A 13,766-nucleotide genomic window follows, 5' to 3' on the forward strand; every position below is an offset into this window, starting at 1 on the left:
GTTCAGCCGGGAATCGGGGCCAGCCCGTCGAATCGTGCGAGGGCACCGAGCAATTCGTCGGCGATCCCGGGCGCCGCGGCCACCACCAGCCCGGCGCTGCCGTCCGATTCCGGGGGCAACAACACCACCCGCGCGCCCGCCTCGGCGGCGATCAGCGCCCCGGCCGCCGAATCCCACACATGCAGCCCGTGCTCGTAGTAGCCATCGAGCCGGCCGGCCGCGACCATGCACAAATCCAGTGCGGCAGAACCGATGCGGCGCACATCGCGGACCACCGGCAGCATCTTGGCCACCAGCGCCGCCTGCGCGGTGCGCCGCCGCCGCGAGTATGCGAATCCGGTACCAAGCAGCGCCATCGACAACTCGTCGACCGCACTGCACCGCAGCCGGCGGGTCCCGTTCGTGTCGGTGAGATGCGCGCCGAGTCCCGTCGCCGCCGAATACACCCGTCCGGCGACGACGTCGGCGACGGCGCCCGCCACCGACACGCCGTCGATCTGCGCCGCCACCGACACCGCATAGGCCGGGATGCCGTAGACGAAGTTCACCGTGCCGTCGATGGGGTCGAGCACCCAGGTGACCGCACCGGCCGCCGCCGAATCGGCGGGCCCGCCGCCCTCCTCACCCAGAATCGGGTCGCCGGATCGCAGCTGCGCCAACCGATCCCGCAGCAGCCGCTCGGTTTCGGTGTCGACGACGGTGACCGGGTCGGTCGGGGTTGTCTTGGTCTGCACCGCCGCGCTCGCCTCGCCGTTGGCGTCGGCGCCGAACACTTCGGCACGACGGCGGCGCACGAATGCTGCCGCTTCGCCGGCCAGCTCTTCGGCGACCGCACGCAGCCGGGCGGGCTGGTTGTCAGGTGTGCTCACCGGTCTATCGCAGCACAGCTTCCGCAGCGCAGCGATCTGGCGGTGGGCGGCGCATCGACGCATTAGGGTGTGGTCGAACAGGCCCATCTCGCCCGAGGAGATCCGATGACCAGTAGCGATTCGCCGCAGCGGCGCGGTTTCGGCGTCGACGTCGGTGGGAGCGGCATCAAGGGCGGGATCGTCGACCTGGACACGGGCCAGCTGATCGGTGACCGGTACAAGCTGGCTACGCCGCAACCGGCCACCCCGCCGGCCGTGGCCAAGACCATCGCGGCGGTTGTCAACGAGTTCGGCTGGTCGGGCCCGCTGGGGGTGACTTATCCCGGCGTCGTCACCCAGAGCGTCGTGCAGACCGCGGCCAACGTCGACAAGGCCTGGATCGGCACCAATGCGCGCGACATCATCAGCGCCGAACTGAACGGTCAGGAGGTCGTCGTCCTCAACGACGCCGACGCCGCCGGGCTCGCCGAAGAACGCTACGGGGCGGGCAAAGACCAGACCGGGTTGGTAATCCTGCTCACCTTCGGGACCGGGATCGGCTCGGCGCTGATTCACAACGGGATCCTGCTGCCCAACACCGAGTTGGGCCACGTCGACGTCGACGGCAAAGAAGCCGAACACCGCGCCGCGTCGTCGGTCCGGGACAAAAAAGGCTGGAGCTACAAGAAGTGGGCCAAGCAGGTGACCAAGGTGCTGGTCGCCTTCGAGAACGCTTTTTGGCCCGACCTGTTCATCGCCGGCGGCGGGATCAGTCGCAGGGCCGACAAATGGGTGCCGTTGCTGAAAAACCGGACACCGGTGGTTCCGGCCGCCCTGCTGAACACGGCCGGTATCGTCGGCGCGGCGATGGCCGCTACCAGCGACGTCACCCACTGAATTTGCGCGCTCAGCGCGGCACCACCCTTGTGTGTCGTTACAATGGTCACCGGCAGCCGCCCACGACTAGCGGCGAGCATCCAAGCTGATATCAAGGCCGACATCCGACATAGCCGACACTTTCGGTAGCGCACGCCAACCGCGCCGAAGGCTCGGCGTGACAACTTGAGGCGACCGAAGGGGTTTTCGTGGCAGCGACCAAAGCAAGCCCGGCAACCGATGAGCCGGTGAAGCGCACCGCTACCAAGTCCCCCGCCAAAGCCGGGGCGAAGCGATCCGCGGCCAAGTCCGCCAACGGCTCCGCCCCCGCCAAACGGGCTACCAAGACAGCAACGCGAGCCGCCAAAACACCCGCCAAAACCGCCAAGGCGGCCGACACCGCGAAAAAGGGCCGCGCACCGGCGAAAAGCGCCGCCAAGTCGGCACCCGCGCGTGGACGCGCCAAGAAAGCCACGTCGGCCAAGGACGCCACCAAAGGCGCTGACGTTGTAGCCGACGCGCTCGACGACGAGGTCGATGAGCTCGACGCCGAACCCGAACTCGACGGCGAGCCCGGCGAAGACATCGAGTTGGACGCCGACCTCAGCCTCGAGGACCTCGAGGAAGACGTGGCACCCGAGAGCGACGACGACACCGACGCCGAGCCGGAGGACACCGACGAGGCGGAGGCGGAGGCCGACCCTGCCGCAGCGAGCGCCGAGGGTTCTGACGACGAGGAAATCGCCGAGCCGACCGAAAAGGACAAAGCCTCAGGCGATTTCGTCTGGGACGAGGACGAGTCCGAGGCGTTGCGTCAGGCCCGCAAGGACGCCGAGCTCACCGCGTCGGCAGACTCGGTGCGCGCCTACCTCAAGCAGATCGGCAAGGTGGCGCTGCTCAACGCCGAAGAAGAGGTCGAGCTGGCCAAGCGAATCGAGGCCGGCCTGTACGCCACCCAGCTGATGGCCGAGATGGCCGAGCGCGGCGAGAAGCTGCCCGCCGCTCAGCGCCGCGACATGATGTGGATCTGTCGCGACGGCGACCGCGCGAAAAACCATCTGCTGGAAGCGAATCTGCGACTGGTAGTGTCACTGGCCAAGCGTTACACCGGTCGCGGCATGGCGTTTTTGGACCTGATCCAGGAAGGCAACCTGGGTCTGATCCGCGCGGTCGAAAAGTTCGACTACACCAAGGGTTACAAGTTCTCCACCTATGCGACATGGTGGATCCGCCAGGCGATCACCCGCGCGATGGCGGACCAGGCGCGCACCATCCGCATCCCGGTGCACATGGTCGAGGTGATCAACAAGCTCGGCCGCATCCAGCGAGAGCTGCTGCAGGACCTGGGCCGCGAGCCCACTCCGGAAGAGCTCGCCAAGGAAATGGACATCACACCGGAGAAGGTGCTGGAGATCCAGCAGTACGCCCGCGAGCCCATCTCGCTGGACCAGACGATCGGCGACGAGGGCGACAGCCAACTGGGCGACTTCATCGAGGATTCCGAAGCGGTGGTGGCCGTCGACGCGGTCTCGTTCACCCTGCTGCAAGACCAGCTGCAGTCGGTGCTGGAGACGCTCTCCGAGCGCGAGGCAGGCGTGGTGCGGCTGCGCTTCGGGCTCACCGACGGCCAGCCCCGCACCCTCGACGAGATCGGCCAGGTCTACGGCGTCACCCGTGAGCGCATCCGCCAGATCGAGTCGAAGACGATGTCGAAGCTGCGCCACCCCAGCCGTTCGCAAGTCCTGCGCGACTACCTCGACTGAGCGGTGTTGCGGCGCAGTGCAATAGCCTGACCGCATGTCATCGCGCCACGTCCTCGTCTCGTCCGGATCGCATTTCGAATCCACGGTCGGCTATTCGCGGGCCGTGCGGATCGGCCCGCATGTGGCGGTGTCGGGGACAACCGGCACCGGCGACGACATCGCCGCGCAGACCCGGGATTGCTTGCGCCGCATAGAGATTGCCCTTGGTGAAGCCGGCGCGGCCCTGGCCGATGTCGTGCGCACCCGCATCTACGTCACCGATATTTCGCGCTGGCGCGAAGTCGGCGAAGTACATGCAGAGGTCTTCGGAGAGATCCGTCCCGCGGCCACCATGGTCGAGGTCTCGGCGCTCATTGCGCCCGACTTGCTGGTCGAGATCGAGGCCGACGCCTACGCAGATCCCGCGGCCGGCGGGAAAACGCCGTCGGCGCCCGGCCGGTAGCTGGTGACGTCGATCACAGCGGCGATCGGCAGCGGGCCGTACAGATGCGGGAACAGCATCGCCTCCGGATCCGTTGCTACACCGGGTTCCCAACGCACCGGCGAAGCCAACCGGGCGGGGTCGATGTTTAGTAGCACCAAGTCGGTGCGACCACGGTAGAGCCGGTTGGCCGGCAGGTGCACTTGTTCGGGCGTCGACAGATGGACGAAGCCGGCGTCGGCCAGTGATTCCGGGCGAAGCTCGCCGCGGGCCTGCGCCCGCGACCAGTCGTCTGTTGAACACAGGTGCAGCAGCACCGCGGGTTCGGAGTTCACCCGAACAGCCTGCCCGAGCCGGTAACTGGGTAGGCGTGAGAAACGACACACCGGGTAACCCGTGGGGAAGAAGGCCAAACGCCCCGACATTTGAGACAGTGGAGTTAGGCCAGAAGGAGTAGCCATGAACGCAACGTTGACCAGTCCGGAACTCACTAGGGCTGATCGATGCGACCGGTGCGGCGCTGCCGCGCGGGTGCGTGCCAAGCTGCCCTCCGGTGCCGAACTTCTCTTCTGCCAGCATCACGCGAACGAACACGAGGCCAAGCTGATCGAATTGGCCGCCGTGCTGGAAGTCAGCGCCCCGCTGGAGCCTTAGCCCACAACTCGCCCACCGCTAATCCGCGCGGCGGGTCGCCACGTCAGGAATCCTGGACTGATCATGAGCAGCCAGATCCCGAAGCCTTCACGCCACCACATCTGGTGCGTCACCCGCCGGACGCTGTCGAAAAGCTGGGATGACTCCATCTTTTCCGAGTCGGCGCAGGCGGCGTTCTGGTCGGCGCTGTCCTTGCCGCCCCTGCTGCTGGGCATGCTCGGAAGCCTCGCCTACGTCGCACCGCTGTTCGGTCCGGACACCCTGCCTGCCATCGAGCACCGCCTGGTGACCATGGCGCACAGCTTCTTTTCCGACAACGTCGTCAACGAGATCATCAAGCCGACGATCAGCGACATCGACAAGGGCGCGCGCGGCGAGGTGGTGTCGCTGGGCTTCGTGATCTCGCTGTGGGCCGGCTCGTCGGCCGTTTCGGCGTTCGTCGATTCGGTGGTCGAGGCGCACGACCAAACGCCCCTGCGCCATCCGGTGCGCCAGCGGCTCTATGCACTGGGGTTGTACGTCGCGATGCTGCTGTTTTTGATCGCCACCGCGCCGCTGATGGTGCAGGGCCCCCGCAAGGTGGAGCAGTTCGTCCCGGACAGCTGGTTGGACATCGGCTACTACCCGGCGCTGATCATCGGGCTGATGGTGGCCGTGATAATCCTGTACCGCGTGGCGCTGCCCGAGGCGCTGCCGACACACCGGCTGGTCCTCGGGGCGATGCTGGCCACGGTCGTGTTCCTCATCGCCACACTGGGTTTGCGGTTCTACCTGCGCTGGATCAATTCCACCGGCTACACCTACGGCGCCTTGGCAACCCCGATCGCCTTTTTGTTGTTCGCCTTCTTCGGCGGGTTCGCGATCATGCTGGGCGCCGAGCTCAACGCCGCCATCCAGGAGGAGTGGCCGGCCCCGGCCACTCATGCCCACAGGCTGCGGCGCTGGCTGAAGTCACGTACCGGGATCGGCAACCAGGACGACACCGGCGCGAACGTCGAGTGCGCCCGCGACCTCAGAGCCGCGCGGGTCAGCTCTTCTTGAGCTGGTCGTAGATCCGCTTGCAGTCCGGGCACACCGGCGAGCCCGGCTTGGCCGACCGGGTCACCGGGAACACTTCGCCGCACAGCGCGACGACATGCGTACCCATCACCGCGCTCTCGGCGATCTTGTCCTTCCTGACGTAGTGGAAGTATTTCGGAGTGTCGCTGCCCGTCCCGTCGTCGACGCGTTCGTCGGTATCGGTGCGCTCGATCGTCTGGGTCTGCATGCCTCATATTGTGCCGGAAACCCGTTACGACAGAGTCGACGGAGTGTGGGACAGTAAAGAGATGAAGCACAGCCACGAGCTGGGTTTCGACGACGACGGTCGGCCGGTGCTGATCACCGCGGCGGCACCCTCGTATGAGGAGCAGCACCGCGAGCGCGTCCGCAAATACCTGACGTTGATGGCATTCCGGATCCCCGCGCTGGTGCTGGCCGCGCTCGCCTACGGCGCCTGGCACAACGGTCTGATCTCGCTGCTGATTCTGGTTGCGTCAATTCCGTTGCCGTGGATGGCCGTGTTGATCGCCAACGACCGGCCGCCGCGCCGCGCCGACGAACCCCGGCGGTTCGACAGCACCCGTCGCCGCACCCCGATCTTCCCCACCGCCGAGCGGCCCGCGCTGGAGCCGCGCCGTGCACCGGCGCCGCCACCGGACGCCCCGGGTTCCGGGTAATCGGCGACCGGCCGGAGTTTCTCAGCACTTTCACAGGTCGCGGCCACATTTGTGCACGTCAAAGCGTGTGAGATCGGCGCGTGGTGGGAACTCTTGGCTCGGGTTGGTCGTTGGACCACATGACAGTTCAAGCCGATCGGGAGGCCGCTATGGCAAATGCCACCACAAGCCGGGTTGACAGCGATCTGGACGCTCAAAGCCCAGCCGCGGACTTGGTGCGCGTGTATCTGAACGGCATCGGCAAGACGGCGTTGCTCAACGCCGCTGACGAAGTCGAACTCGCCAAGCGCATCGAGGCGGGGCTGTACGCCCAGCATCTGCTGGAGACCCGTAAGCGGCTCGGCGAGAACCGCAAACGTGATTTGCAGGCCGTGGTTCGCGACGGCGAGGCGGCGCGTCGCCATCTGCTGGAAGCCAACCTGCGGCTGGTGGTGTCGCTGGCCAAGCGCTACACGGGTCGCGGGATGCCGCTCTTGGACCTCATCCAGGAAGGCAATCTCGGACTGATCCGCGCAATGGAGAAATTCGACTACACAAAGGGATTCAAGTTCTCCACGTATGCCACCTGGTGGATTCGGCAGGCCATTACCCGCGGGATGGCCGACCAGAGCCGCACTATCCGGTTGCCGGTTCATCTCGTCGAGCAAGTGAACAAGCTGGCGCGGATCAAGCGGGAGATGCACCAGAACCTCGGCCGCGAGGCCACCGACGAGGAGCTCGCCGCCGAGTCGGGCATCCCGGTCGACAAGATCAACGACCTGCTCGAGCACAGCCGCGACCCGGTCAGCCTCGACATGCCGGTGGGCTCCGAGGAGGAGGCTCCGCTGGGCGACTTCATCGAGGACGCCGAAGCGATGTCGGCCGAGAACGCGGTGATCGCCGAGTTGCTGCACACCGACATCCGCAGCGTGCTGGCAACCCTCGACGAGCGCGAGCACCAGGTGATCCGGTTGCGCTTCGGCCTCGACGACGGGCAGCCGCGCACGCTGGACCAGATCGGCAAGCTGTTCGGGCTGTCCCGTGAGCGAGTGCGCCAGATCGAGCGCGAGGTGATGGCCAAGCTGCGCAACGGCGAACGCGCCGACCGGCTGCGCTCTTACGCCAGCTGAGGCCCAGACGGAGTATGCCCGCCGCGACGCGGCGGGCATACTTCTGCCGTGCGGCTCACCACTCACCGTGCGAGTGTGTTAGCGAACCATTCACGCAGCTGGCCAAGTAGACTCGAGCTGCGACGGAGGGTGGGTGAATGAACGACCTGGTTGATACCACCGAGATGTATCTGCGGACGATCTACGACCTCGAGGAAGAGGGCGTGACGCCGCTGCGTGCGCGTATCGCCGAGCGGCTCGACCAGAGCGGGCCCACCGTCAGCCAGACCGTGTCCCGGATGGAGCGCGACGGGCTGGTGCACGTCGCCGGCGATCGGCACCTCGAGCTGACTGACAAGGGCCGCGCGCTGGCCATTGCCGTGATGCGCAAACACCGGCTCGCCGAGCGGCTGCTGGTGGATGTCATCGGCCTGCCGTGGGAAGACGTGCACGCCGAGGCCTGCCGCTGGGAGCACGTGATGAGCGAGGACGTCGAGCGCCGCCTGGTGCAGGTGCTCAACAACCCGACCACCTCGCCGTTCGGCAACCCGATCCCGGGGCTGCTGGACCTCGGTGTGGAAACGGGCGCCGAGGACGCCAACCTGGTGCGGTTGACCGAGCTGCCGGCCGGCTCACCGGTCGCGGTGGTGGTGCGCCAGCTCACCGAGCACGTCCAGGGCGACATCGACCTGATCACCCGTCTGAAGGACGCCGGCGTCGTACCCAACGCGCGGGTGACCGTCGAGACCAACCCGGCCGGCGGGGTGACCATCGTCATCCCGGGCCACGAGAACGTGAGCCTGCCGCACGAGATGGCCCACGCGGTCAAGGTGGAGAAGGTCTAGCCTGCGCGGCCGAACGCGCGCCGCGGCGGTAGCCGCACCCCGAGCCGGCGGGCCAACCGATAGCCGGTGAGCGCGAGCTGCCGGATGTTCTCCGGCCGCAACCCCGACTGCAACGCGGTGTCCAGCATGCCCGCCATCCGGTGGCCGGGCTCGCAGCGCAGCGCGGCCTCCAGCGACACCCCGGCCAGCGGCCCGTCGCCGCGGGCGTAGGCGCTGAACGCCAGTAACACCAGCGCCTCGGTCCGCCACGGCGCAGGCAGCCGGCGCGACAGCAGCGCCCACAGCGACTCGACCGCGCCGGCGTTCTCGCCGACGGCCAGGGCGTAGAGCGTGTCGCGGACCTGCACGTCGGCCAGCGCGCAGCCCAACCGCGCCACCTCCGCATCGTCGAGCCCTCCCCCGTCGGCGACCCGCGCCGCGGCGGCCATCGCCGCCTCGATGTCGCAGCGGCCGCGCGCGACCGGATCCGCACGACACGCCACGTCGCGGGCAGCGGCGCACTGCTCGATGAGGGCGGCCAATTCGGCACTGCCGGCCTCATCGTCGGCGGCGATGACCGCTTGCAGGTCGGCACGTCGCGCGTACAGGCGTCTGCCGTCCAGCACGGCGGCCAGCGCCAGCGGCGACGCCGACGGGTCGTCGACCGGACCGCCCGCACCGCAGCCGTCGACGCAGTGCCACCGCCCGCCGGGGGCCACCCGGTCCACCACATGCGCGGCCCACAACACGACGTCGCGTTGCGACAACTCGTCGGTGAGGGTGGCGCACAGCTGCCGGTATTCCTCGTTGCAGACCGGGCAACCGGCGCCGTCGGCGTCGACCAGCACCGCGATGGCGGCCTCGGGATCGGCGGCGGCAGCGACGTCAGCGAGGTGCCCCAGCCGGTCGGGCAGCTTGTCGGACAGGTCGACGCGCATGACGGAGCCAAGCTCGCCGGCGTCGATCGACACCAACACCAGTGATTTCTCCGGGACGAAACCCAAGACGGCCGGCAGCGCGGCGATCAATGCGCCGGGGCGGTTCAGTTCAAAGTCTGCTCGATGCGTTGTCATGGGGCGAACGCTGGCAACCGGCACCGTCACGGCGTGCACGGCCGGGCCTCGCGATCGGCCGGCTGGGGATGAACTCGCGACTGTGTATCGCGCGGTCGGGGTGCGAGATTTGACGAATCAGCGTAAATGTCTATCTCATGGGTTCGATGCGGGAGTACGACCTGGTCGTCATCGGTTCTGGTCCGGGCGGGCAGAAGGCGGCCATCGCCGCGGCCAAGCTGGGCAAGTCGGTCGCCGTCATCGAGCGCGGCCGGATGCTGGGCGGGGTCTGCGTCAACACCGGAACCATCCCGTCGAAAACGTTGCGGGAGGCGGTGGTCTACCTCACCGGCATGAGCCAGCGTGAGCTGTACGGCGCGAGCTATCGGGTCAAGGACAAGATCACGCCGGCGGACCTGCTGGCCCGCACCCAGCACGTGATCGGCAAGCAGGTCGACGTGGTGCGAAACCAGTTGATGCGCAACCGAATTGACCTAATTGTGGGACACGGTCGCTTCGTCGATCCACACACCATCTTGGTGGAGGACGCCTCGCGCGGCGAGCGCGTCACCGTTTCCGGCGACTACATCGTGATCGCCACCGGCACCAAGCCGGTGCGGCCCGGCGGGGTCGAATTCGACGAGGAACGCGTGCTGGACTCCGACGGCATCCTCGATCTCAAGTCGCTGCCGTCGTCGATGGTCGTGGTCGGCGCCGGCGTGATCGGCATCGAGTACGCGTCGATGTTCGCCGCGCTGGGCACCAAGGTGACGGTCGTGGAAAAGCGCGAGACGATGCTGGACTTCTGCGACCCGGAGATCGTCGAGGCGCTGAAATTCCATCTGCGCGATTTGGCCGTCACGTTCCGGTTCGGCGAGGAGGTGACGGCGGTGGACGTCGGGTCGGTCGGCACCGTCACCACGCTGGCCAGCGGCAAGCAGATCCCCGCCGAGACCGTGATGTACTCCGCCGGTCGCCAGGGCCAGACCGAGGACCTCGACCTGGAGAACGCCGGCCTCGAAACCGACCACCGCGGAAGGATTTTCGTCGACGACCAGTTCTGCACCAAAGTCGACCACATCTACGCCGTCGGCGACGTGATCGGCTTCCCCGCCCTGGCCGCCACCTCGATGGACCAGGGCCGACTGGCCGCCTATCATGCGTTCGGCGAGCCCGCCGAACGCATGACCGACCTGCAGCCGATCGGCATCTACTCGATTCCGGAGGTCTCCTACGTGGGCGCCACCGAGGTCGAGCTGACCAAGGACGCGATTCCCTACGAGGTCGGGGTGGCCCGCTACCGGGAACTGGCCCGCGGCCAGATCGCCGGCGACTCCTACGGCATGCTCAAGCTGCTGGCGTCAACCGAGGACCGCAGGCTGCTCGGGGTGCACATCTTCGGCACCAGCGCCACCGAGATGGTGCACATCGGGCAGGCGGTGATGGGCTGCGGCGGCACGGTCGACTACCTGGTCGACGCGGTGTTCAACTATCCGACGTTCTCCGAGGCCTACAAGGTGGCGGCGCTGGACGTCACCAACAAGATGCGGGCGCTCAACCAGTTCCGCCGCTAGCACGCATCGTTGAGGGCTTGCGGGGCAACGTCACCCGGCCCGCCAGCCTCGGCACGCGCCAACAGCGCGGTGGTCTGCTCGTCCAACGGCGCCGAATACGAGACGTTCTCCGCGCAGCCGCCGCCGTCCAGCCCACCGATCACACCCGTCACCGTCGACCCGCTGATCCACGGCGCGCCGCTGGTGCCGTCGATCAGCCCCGCGCAGGGCAGCGTGGGATATCCGCCGCGGGTGGTCTCGGTAACGGCCTGGCAGCCGATCGGCGTGCCACCGACACCGGCCGGATAGCCGACGACGCTGACCCTGGTGCCGGGCCCGGGAGCGCTGCCCAGCGACAGCGCTGAACCGGCCTTCGCCTCGATCGCGGCGCCGTCGGCGCGGCTGACCCTCGCGATGGCATAGTCGGCGCGCGGGTCCTGGGCCGCCACCCAGCGGGGATCGAGATACACGGTGTCGACCGTCCAGACCTCGGCAGCGGCGGCGGATCCAGAAAAACCGGGGACGAAGGTGGTCGGCAGCCCGGCCGCCAGGCAGTGCGCCGCCGTCAGCACCAAGTCGCCACCGGCGGAATGCAGCACGGAGCCGGTGCAGGTGTGCAAGTCGCCGCCGCCGAGAAAGACCGCTCCCACCCGCGGATCGGGCGGCACCGGGCCTGCGGCAGTGCCGTGCGCGACGGCTTGCTCGGATGTGCTGGTGATCGGCGCAGACGCCGCCCGCTGCCCGCACGCCGCCAGCATCACGGCCAGCACCGACAGGCCCGCCACCACTGTGCGCATCACCCGCCGATCATGCCCGATCGTGCGGAATGCGGCCTTACGGCATCGCGTTTCGACGTAGAGGCGGGTGTCACCCGCCGATGTGAGAGAGACTATGGGAGACGCTGCATTACGCCGCGCCGCGACGAGGAGGCAATCGATGGGCAACCACCAGCCCCCGGACCACGGACAGCACTACCAGCCCGAACAGAACGGGATGTACGAGCTCGAGTTCCCCGCGCCGCAGTTGTCGTCGTCTGATGGCCGCGGGCCGGTGCTGGTACACGCCCTGGAGGGCTTTTCCGACGCAGGTCACGCGATCCGGCTGGCCGCCACCCACCTCAAGGAAGCGCTGAACACCGAGCTGGTCGCGTCGTTTGCGATCGACGAGCTGCTGGACTACCGCTCCCGACGCCCCCTGATGACGTTCAAGACCGACCACTTCACCAACTACGACGACCCCGAGCTGAGCCTGTACGCGCTGCACGACAGTGTCGGCACGCCGTTTCTGCTGCTCGCCGGCATGGAGCCGGACCTGAAATGGGAGCGCTTCATCACTGCGGTGCGACTGCTGGCTGAACGTCTCGGTGTCCGCCAGACCATCGGACTGGGCACCATCCCGATGGCGGTCCCGCACACCCGGCCGGTGACGATGACGGCGCACTCCAACAACCGCGAGCTGATCGCCGACTTCACCCCGTGGATCGCCGAGGTCCAAGTGCCCGGCAGCGCGTCGAACCTGCTCGAATACCGAATGGCCCAGCACGGCCACGAGGTGGTCGGGTTCACTGTGCACGTCCCGCACTACCTGGCCCAGACCGACTACCCGGCCGCCGCGCAGGCGCTGCTGGAGCAGGTCGCCAAGACCGGGGCGCTGCAGCTGCCGCTGCAGGCGCTGGAAGAGGCGGCGGCCGACATCCGGGCCAAGATCGACGAGCAGGTCGAGGCCAGCCCCGAGGTGGCCCAAGTGGTGGCGGCGCTGGAGCGCCAGTACGATGCGTTTGTCGCCGCTCAGGAGAACAGGTCGCTGCTGACGCGCGACGAGGATCTGCCCAGCGGCGACGAACTCGGCGCAGAGTTCGAACGGTTTTTGGCCCAGCAGGCGGAGAAGAAGTTCGACGACGACGATCCGGCCTGACCGACCGCCTGACGGGCCCGACAACGAAGTTGGCGACATGACCAGACTCCGGCCGGTGCGTGAGGTGACGCCGTCACTTCAATTCCGCACCATCCACGGGTACCGGCGGGCCTACCGGATCGCTGGTTCCGGGCCGGTCATTCTGCTGATCCACGGCATCGGCGACAACTCCACCACCTGGGAACCGGTGCACGCCAAGCTCGCGCAGCGGTTCACCGTGATCGCCGTCGACCTGCTGGGGCACGGGCAGTCGGACAAGCCGCGCGCCGACTACTCCGCGGCGGCCTACGCCAACGGGATGCGCGATCTGCTGTCCGTGCTCGGCATCGAGCGGGTCACGGTGATCGGCCATTCGCTCGGGGGCGGCGTGGCAATGCAATTCGCCTACCAATTCCCGCAATTGGTAGAACGGCTGGTCCTGGTCGGCGCCGGCGGCGTCACCAAGGACGTCAACCTGGTGCTGCGACTGGCCTCGCTGCCGCTGGGCGGCGAGGCGCTGGCGCTGCTGCGGCTGCCTTTCGTGCTGCCCGCCGTGCAGCTCGCCGGCCGCGCGGCCGGCTTGCTGCTGGGATCCACCGCCTTGGGCCGCGACCTGCCCGACGTACTGCGGGTGCTGGCCGACCTGCCCGAGCCGACGGCCTCCTCGGCGTTCACCCGCACCCTGCGGGCGGTGGTGGACTGGCGCGGTCAGATGGTCACCATGCTGGACCGATGTTATTTGATGGGATCCATTCCGACGCAGATCATCTGGGGCACCGAAGACGTGGTGGTGCCGGTCAGCCATGCATGGATGGCGCACGCCGCAATGCCCGGCTCGCGGCTGGAGATCTTCGAGCGCTCCGGGCACTTCCCGTTCCACGACGACCCCGACCGCTTCATCGAGGTTGTCGAGCAATTCATCGATACCACCGAACCCGCCGAATACGACGACGCCGCGATGCGCGAACTGCTGCGCAACGGCGGCGGCGCGCGAACGGTCTCCGGTCCGCATGACACCCGGGTTGCGGTGTTGAACGCCATGGGCTCCGACGAACGCAGCGCCACCTGAATGTTGC

At 67.7% G+C, this 13,766-nt stretch carries 16 protein-coding genes; 11 read left to right on the plus strand and 5 right to left on the minus strand.

The window, feature by feature from the left end:
- Nucleotides 1–2 precede the first annotated feature (2 nt).
- On the minus strand, nucleotides 3–869 hold the full coding sequence (locus tag AWC14_RS23025; RefSeq protein WP_045382347.1) for an inositol monophosphatase family protein: 867 nt from the start codon (nucleotides 867–869) through the stop codon (nucleotides 3–5).
- A gap of 105 nt (nucleotides 870–974) precedes the next feature.
- On the opposite strand from AWC14_RS23025, the gene ppgK reads away from it, so the two are divergent.
- The 3 genes from ppgK to AWC14_RS23040 all read left to right on the plus strand — a co-directional run bounded on the left by ppgK (nucleotide 975) and on the right by AWC14_RS23040 (nucleotide 3,929).
- Complete coding sequence (gene ppgK, locus AWC14_RS23030; RefSeq protein ID WP_045382407.1) at nucleotides 975–1,745, plus strand: polyphosphate--glucose phosphotransferase; 771 nt, start codon at nucleotides 975–977, stop codon at nucleotides 1,743–1,745.
- 188 nt (nucleotides 1,746–1,933) lie between these two features.
- On the plus strand, nucleotides 1,934–3,487 hold the full coding sequence (locus tag AWC14_RS23035) for an RNA polymerase sigma factor (protein WP_045382344.1): 1,554 nt from the start codon (nucleotides 1,934–1,936) through the stop codon (nucleotides 3,485–3,487).
- Nucleotides 3,488–3,521: 34 nt separating this feature from the next.
- Nucleotides 3,522–3,929, plus strand: a complete 408-nt coding sequence (locus AWC14_RS23040) for a RidA family protein (RefSeq protein WP_045382340.1) — start codon at nucleotides 3,522–3,524, stop codon at nucleotides 3,927–3,929.
- Here AWC14_RS23040 and AWC14_RS23045 read toward each other — a convergent pair.
- Nucleotides 3,878–4,294, minus strand: coding sequence for a DUF952 domain-containing protein (locus tag AWC14_RS23045; protein WP_428838998.1), 417 nt, complete (start codon nucleotides 4,292–4,294; stop codon nucleotides 3,878–3,880). The two genes, AWC14_RS23040 and AWC14_RS23045, sit on opposite strands and share 52 nt — an antisense overlap.
- Before the next feature lie 73 nt (nucleotides 4,295–4,367).
- Here AWC14_RS23045 and AWC14_RS23050 point away from each other — a divergent pair, with 73 nt between their 5' ends.
- Nucleotides 4,368–4,562 carry a DUF7455 domain-containing protein gene (locus AWC14_RS23050; protein WP_045382333.1) on the plus strand — a complete coding sequence of 65 codons (195 nt, stop codon included), beginning with the start codon at nucleotides 4,368–4,370 and terminating at the stop codon, nucleotides 4,560–4,562.
- A 63-nt stretch (nucleotides 4,563–4,625) separates the two neighbouring features.
- Nucleotides 4,626–5,603 (plus strand): YihY/virulence factor BrkB family protein, encoded by a 978-nt coding sequence (locus tag AWC14_RS23055; RefSeq protein ID WP_045382330.1) that lies wholly within the window; start codon nucleotides 4,626–4,628, stop codon nucleotides 5,601–5,603.
- Here AWC14_RS23055 and AWC14_RS23060 read toward each other — a convergent pair.
- A complete protein-coding gene (locus AWC14_RS23060) occupies nucleotides 5,590–5,829 on the minus strand; it encodes a DUF3039 domain-containing protein (RefSeq protein WP_045382327.1) in 240 nt (79 codons plus the stop codon). The genes AWC14_RS23055 and AWC14_RS23060 overlap by 14 nt on opposite strands.
- 43 nt (nucleotides 5,830–5,872) lie before the next feature.
- On the opposite strand from AWC14_RS23060, the gene AWC14_RS23065 reads away from it, so the two are divergent.
- The 3 genes from AWC14_RS23065 to AWC14_RS23075 all read left to right on the plus strand — a co-directional run bounded on the left by AWC14_RS23065 (nucleotide 5,873) and on the right by AWC14_RS23075 (nucleotide 8,213).
- The gene (locus AWC14_RS23065; protein ID WP_045382324.1) at nucleotides 5,873–6,280 is read left to right on the plus strand and encodes a DUF3099 domain-containing protein; all 408 of its coding nucleotides are present in this window, start codon (nucleotides 5,873–5,875) and stop codon (nucleotides 6,278–6,280) included.
- A 119-nt stretch (nucleotides 6,281–6,399) separates the two neighbouring features.
- A complete protein-coding gene (gene sigB / locus AWC14_RS23070) occupies nucleotides 6,400–7,389 on the plus strand; it encodes a sigma-70 family RNA polymerase sigma factor SigB (protein ID WP_081968238.1) in 990 nt (329 codons plus the stop codon).
- 137 nt (nucleotides 7,390–7,526) lie between these two features.
- Nucleotides 7,527–8,213, plus strand: coding sequence for an iron-dependent transcriptional repressor DtxR (locus AWC14_RS23075; protein ID WP_057003528.1), 687 nt, complete (start codon nucleotides 7,527–7,529; stop codon nucleotides 8,211–8,213).
- Here the strand turns inward: AWC14_RS23075 and AWC14_RS23080 are convergent.
- Nucleotides 8,210–9,265: a DUF4192 domain-containing protein gene (locus AWC14_RS23080; RefSeq protein ID WP_045382315.1), complete on the minus strand. Its 1,056-nt coding sequence runs from the start codon at nucleotides 9,263–9,265 to the stop codon at nucleotides 8,210–8,212. The genes AWC14_RS23075 and AWC14_RS23080 overlap by 4 nt on opposite strands.
- Nucleotides 9,266–9,411: 146 nt before the next feature.
- On the opposite strand from AWC14_RS23080, the gene sthA reads away from it, so the two are divergent.
- On the plus strand, nucleotides 9,412–10,818 hold the full coding sequence (gene sthA, locus AWC14_RS23085; protein WP_142281804.1) for a Si-specific NAD(P)(+) transhydrogenase: 1,407 nt from the start codon (nucleotides 9,412–9,414) through the stop codon (nucleotides 10,816–10,818).
- Here sthA and AWC14_RS23090 read toward each other — a convergent pair.
- Nucleotides 10,815–11,555: a trypsin-like serine peptidase gene (locus AWC14_RS23090; RefSeq protein ID WP_428838999.1), complete on the minus strand. Its 741-nt coding sequence runs from the start codon at nucleotides 11,553–11,555 to the stop codon at nucleotides 10,815–10,817. The genes sthA and AWC14_RS23090 overlap by 4 nt on opposite strands.
- Nucleotides 11,556–11,733: 178 nt before the next feature.
- Between AWC14_RS23090 and AWC14_RS23095 the strand changes: the two genes are divergently transcribed.
- On the plus strand, nucleotides 11,734–12,711 hold the full coding sequence (locus AWC14_RS23095) for a proteasome assembly chaperone family protein (RefSeq protein ID WP_045382306.1): 978 nt from the start codon (nucleotides 11,734–11,736) through the stop codon (nucleotides 12,709–12,711).
- Between the two features lie 37 nt (nucleotides 12,712–12,748).
- Nucleotides 12,749–13,759 (plus strand): alpha/beta fold hydrolase, encoded by a 1,011-nt coding sequence (locus AWC14_RS23100; RefSeq protein WP_057003564.1) that lies wholly within the window; start codon nucleotides 12,749–12,751, stop codon nucleotides 13,757–13,759.
- Nucleotides 13,760–13,766 lie beyond the last annotated feature (7 nt).

It is taken from the genome of Mycobacterium kyorinense (assembly GCF_002101735.1).
Taxonomy (GTDB): domain Bacteria; phylum Actinomycetota; class Actinomycetes; order Mycobacteriales; family Mycobacteriaceae; genus Mycobacterium; species Mycobacterium kyorinense.

What these genes read in the sequence shown, in the direction of transcription:
- ppgK (WP_045382407.1), top strand. Translation starts at nt 975, where the DNA reads ATGACCAGTAGCGATTCGCCGCAGCGGCGCGGTTTCGGCGTCGACGTC.
- AWC14_RS23040 (WP_045382340.1), top strand. Translation starts at nt 3,522, where the DNA reads ATGTCATCGCGCCACGTCCTCGTCTCGTCCGGATCGCATTTCGAATCC.
- AWC14_RS23050 (WP_045382333.1), top strand. Translation starts at nt 4,368, where the DNA reads ATGAACGCAACGTTGACCAGTCCGGAACTCACTAGGGCTGATCGATGC.
- AWC14_RS23055 (WP_045382330.1), top strand. Translation starts at nt 4,626, where the DNA reads ATGAGCAGCCAGATCCCGAAGCCTTCACGCCACCACATCTGGTGCGTC.
- AWC14_RS23060 (WP_045382327.1), bottom strand. Translation starts at nt 5,829, where the DNA reads ATGCAGACCCAGACGATCGAGCGCACCGATACCGACGAACGCGTCGAC.
- sigB (WP_081968238.1), top strand. Translation starts at nt 6,400, where the DNA reads ATGACAGTTCAAGCCGATCGGGAGGCCGCTATGGCAAATGCCACCACA.
- AWC14_RS23075 (WP_057003528.1), top strand. Translation starts at nt 7,527, where the DNA reads ATGAACGACCTGGTTGATACCACCGAGATGTATCTGCGGACGATCTAC.
- AWC14_RS23080 (WP_045382315.1), bottom strand. Translation starts at nt 9,265, where the DNA reads ATGACAACGCATCGAGCAGACTTTGAACTGAACCGCCCCGGCGCATTG.
- sthA (WP_142281804.1), top strand. Translation starts at nt 9,412, where the DNA reads ATGCGGGAGTACGACCTGGTCGTCATCGGTTCTGGTCCGGGCGGGCAG.
- AWC14_RS23090 (WP_428838999.1), bottom strand. Translation starts at nt 11,555, where the DNA reads ATGCTGGCGGCGTGCGGGCAGCGGGCGGCGTCTGCGCCGATCACCAGC.
- AWC14_RS23095 (WP_045382306.1), top strand. Translation starts at nt 11,734, where the DNA reads ATGGGCAACCACCAGCCCCCGGACCACGGACAGCACTACCAGCCCGAA.
- AWC14_RS23100 (WP_057003564.1), top strand. Translation starts at nt 12,749, where the DNA reads ATGACCAGACTCCGGCCGGTGCGTGAGGTGACGCCGTCACTTCAATTC.